At 68.2% G+C, this 3556-nt stretch carries 3 protein-coding genes and 1 pseudogene; 2 read left to right on the plus strand and 2 right to left on the minus strand.

From position 1 onward, the window contains the following. A pseudogene (locus tag G6016_RS14295) lies at nucleotides 1–421 on the minus strand (hypothetical protein); the annotation flags it as partial. Between the two features lie 257 nt (nucleotides 422–678). Beyond that, nucleotides 679–1695 carry an NADP-dependent oxidoreductase gene (locus G6016_RS14300; RefSeq protein ID WP_182633291.1) on the minus strand — a complete coding sequence of 339 codons (1017 nt, stop codon included), beginning with the start codon at nucleotides 1693–1695 and terminating at the stop codon, nucleotides 679–681. Nucleotides 1696–1761: 66 nt separating this feature from the next. Here G6016_RS14300 and wzm point away from each other — a divergent pair, with 66 nt between their 5' ends. Then, nucleotides 1762–2649 carry a galactan export ABC transporter permease subunit Wzm/RfbD gene (wzm, locus tag G6016_RS14305; protein ID WP_182633292.1) on the plus strand — a complete coding sequence of 296 codons (888 nt, stop codon included), beginning with the start codon at nucleotides 1762–1764 and terminating at the stop codon, nucleotides 2647–2649. A 13-nt stretch (nucleotides 2650–2662) separates the two neighbouring features. Continuing rightward, on the plus strand, nucleotides 2663–3484 hold the full coding sequence (gene wzt, locus G6016_RS14310) for a galactan export ABC transporter ATP-binding subunit Wzt/RfbE (protein ID WP_182633293.1): 822 nt from the start codon (nucleotides 2663–2665) through the stop codon (nucleotides 3482–3484). Nucleotides 3485–3556 lie beyond the last annotated feature (72 nt).

The following is a 3556-nucleotide window of genomic DNA, read 5'->3' on the forward strand; positions in this document are numbered from 1 at the left end:
CGGCATCGACGCGCGCGGCCGCGGAGGCGTCGGCGGGGACGCCGTGCTCGCCCGCGAGACGCCACAGCGTGTCGGTGAACAGCACGTCCGGATGCTCGGAGTGGTGCAGCACCGCCGCCTGGCCGGGGGTGTGACAGTCGACGACGACGGGCGTGCCGGGGCGGCGATGGCGGAGGTAGCGCAGCCAACCCGCCAGCAACTGCTCGTCGCCGTGATTGGGGTGGCCGGCCGGGGCGATCAGGTAAATCGGCTGGGACTCCTCGCGCGGTCGACCCCAGCGGGCATCGGCGACAGCGCGCACAGCGTCGATCCGCTGGCGGACTCCGAGCCGAACGTCGCCGACGGCCCGCCCCAGCGCGTGCTCACCCGATCGGGCTTCACGCGCGGCAGCGGACACGGACCGGCGAGGCGGAGTCGACATGCCCCAAGCCTGCCCCACCGCCCGGGAGCTCTGGTGCACCACCCCAGGTCGGGCGCAGATCGGCGCGCCAGCCCGGACCAGCGGTGGTTGCACGACATCGATGCGCGGTTGCCTGACATCTGGTGCGAAATCTGCACGGGATTTCGCACCGGATGTCTTGCGACCGGGAGGGTGTGTCATGCAACCGGCGGAGAGGCGCGGGGTGCGAAGCGCGAGGGCCGAGGCCGGGCCGGGGCGGGGCGGGGCGGGGATCGGCGTCAGACCTTGACGACCATCTTGCCGACGTTCGCGCCCTTCATGAGAGCCAGGAACGCGTCGACGGTGTTGTCGATCCCCTCGACGACGGTCTCGTCGAAGACCAACTCGCCGGAGGCCACCCACGGGCCGACCTTGGTGATGAACTCGTTGTAGTGGCCCATCTGCTTGTTGATCGTGAAGCCCTGCATCGTCAGCCGGCGCGTGATCATGAGCCACAGATTGTCGGGGCCGGGGGTGCGCTCGGTGGCGTTGTACGAGCTGATCGCGCCGCAGTTCGCGATGCGGCCCTCGTCGTTCATCAGGTCCAGCGCCGCCTCGAGGTGGTCGCCGCCCACGTTGTCGAAGTAGACGTCGATCCCCTCGCCGTCCTGGTCCCCGAAGTACTCGCGCAGGAGCTTACGGACGGGGCCTTCACGATAGTTCAGCGCGGCGTCGAAACCGTACCGCTCGACGGCCGTGGCGACCTTGTCGGCGGAGCCGGCCGAGCCGATGACCTTCGAGGCGCCCCCGAGCCGCGCGATCTGGCCGACCGCCGAGCCGACCGACCCGGCGGCGCCCGAGACGAACACCGAATCCCCGGACCGGAACTTCGCAATGTGCATGAGCCCGACGTACGCCGTCAGACCGGTGGTACCGAGAATCCCCAGGTGGGCGGAGTTCGGCACGCCCTCGAGCTCGGCCACCACCCGGAACTGCCGGGCCGGGCCCTGGGCGATGTCCCGCCAGCCCTGGTCGTGCAGCACCACCGCGCCCACCGGATGATCCTCGGACAGGGACTCGACGACCCGGCCCACCGCGCCGCCGGTCATCGTCTCGTCGAGCTCGAACGGCGGGATGTAGGACCGCCCCTCGTTCATCCGGCCACGCATGTACGGGTCCACGGAGATGAACTCGTTGGCCACGCGGATCTCGCCGTCCGAGAGCTCGGGAAGCTCGACCGACACGGTCCGGAAATTCTCGTGGGTCGGCCACCCGCGCGGGCGGCTGGCGAGCTGAATCTGGGTGCTGTTCGTCATGCGTCATGTCTACGCGCCCTCGCGGCGAGGCTGCCACGAGCCGTCGCTCTAGTAGGCTTCGCCATCGTGCAGGACCAGTCCCTTCCCGACCCCACCTCGGCCACGCTCCCCGACGAGCGGGTCTCCAAGGAGATCGTCAACGACTCCCAGACCTTCCGACGGGCCGTCGGCGACCTGAAGCAAGGACTGAACCAGCGCGAGCTGTGGCTGTCCCTCGGCTGGCAGGACATCAAGCAGCGCTACCGCCGCTCCACCCTCGGCCCGCTCTGGATCACCATCGCCACCGGCGTCATGGCCGTGGCCCTGGGCTTCCTCTACTCGATCCTCTTCCAGATCCCGCTGGCCGAGTTCCTGCCCCACGTCACCGTGGGCCTGATCATCTGGGGATTCATCTCCGGCTGCATCAAGGAGGGCTCCGAGGTCTTCATCGCCAACGAGGGCCTCATCAAACAGCTGCCCAGCGCGCTGAGCGTGCACGTCTACCGGCTGGTTTGGCGACAGTTCCTGTTCCTGCTGCACAACCTGGTCATCTGGGTGGTGCTCATGATCGTCTTCCCGCGCCCGCTGGGCTGGGAGTTGATCCTGTCGGTCCTGGCCCTGGGCGTGCTCATGATCAACGGCGTGTGGGTGTCGATGCTGTTCGGCATTCTCGCCACCCGCTTCCGCGACATCGCCCCGCTGCTCGACTCGATGGTGCAACTGCTGTTCTACATGACCCCAATCGTGTGGACCACGCAAACGCTGTACGAGCAGGGCGGCGAGATCGCGAACCGGGCCCGCATCGCCGAGCTCAACCCGCTTTATCACTATCTCGAGATCGTGCGCGCACCCATGCTGGGCGAGCCCGTCGCCGCCTACCACTGGTGGATCGTGCTCGGCTGCACCGCGGTCGGCCTGCTGCTGGCCTTCCTCGCCCTGCGCAAGTTCCGGTCCCGAGTCCCGTACTGGGTGTAGGAGGTATGAACCCGTGAGCCCCGCAGCCCCCACCCCCGGCGGTGTGTCCATCGATTGCGTCGACGCCTGTGTGGATTTCCCGATCTTCGACGCCAAGTCCCGCTCGCTGAAAAAGGCCGTTCTCGGATCGGCGGGCGGCGCGATCGGGCGAAATGCCAGCAATGTCGTCGTCGTCGAAGCCCTTAAAGACATCTCCCTCTCCCTCCGGGAGGGCGACCGCATCGGTCTCGTCGGGCACAACGGCGCCGGAAAATCGACGCTGCTGCGACTCCTGTCGGGCATCTACGAACCGACCCGCGGCGCGGCGCGGATCCGCGGCCGCGTGGCGCCCGTGTTCGACCTCGGCGTGGGCATGGACCCCGAGATTTCCGGCTACGAGAACATCATCATCCGCGGCCTGTTCCTCGGCCAGACGCGCAAGCAGATGAAGGCCAAGGTCGAGGAGATCGCCGACTTCACCGAGCTCGGCGACTACCTCGACATGCCCCTGCGGACCTACTCCACCGGCATGCGCGTGCGGCTCGCGATGGGCGTGGTGACCTCGATCGATCCCGAGATCCTGCTGCTGGATGAGGGCATCGGCGCCGTGGACGCGGAGTTCATGAAGAAGGCGCGCGTGAAGCTCGCTGACCTCGTCTCGCGTTCCGGCATCCTGGTGTTCGCCTCGCACTCCAACGAGTTCCTCGCGCAGCTGTGCGATTCGGCGATGTGGATCGACCACGGGCGGATTAAGCAGCGCGGCGGCATCGAGGAGATCGTCACCGCCTACGAGGGGCCTGAGGCCGGGCGCTCGATCGCCGAGTACATGGACAGGATGAAGCGTGAAGAGGCCTGAGGCGGGGGTCGGCGGTGGGGCCGGGGCGGGAGCCGACGGAGTTGCGCGCCCGGAACGTACGCCCGCCGGGGA

Origin of the sequence: Dietzia aerolata (genome assembly GCF_014144865.1) — a bacterium.
GTDB classification, from domain to species: Bacteria; Actinomycetota; Actinomycetes; order Mycobacteriales; family Mycobacteriaceae; genus Dietzia; species Dietzia aerolata.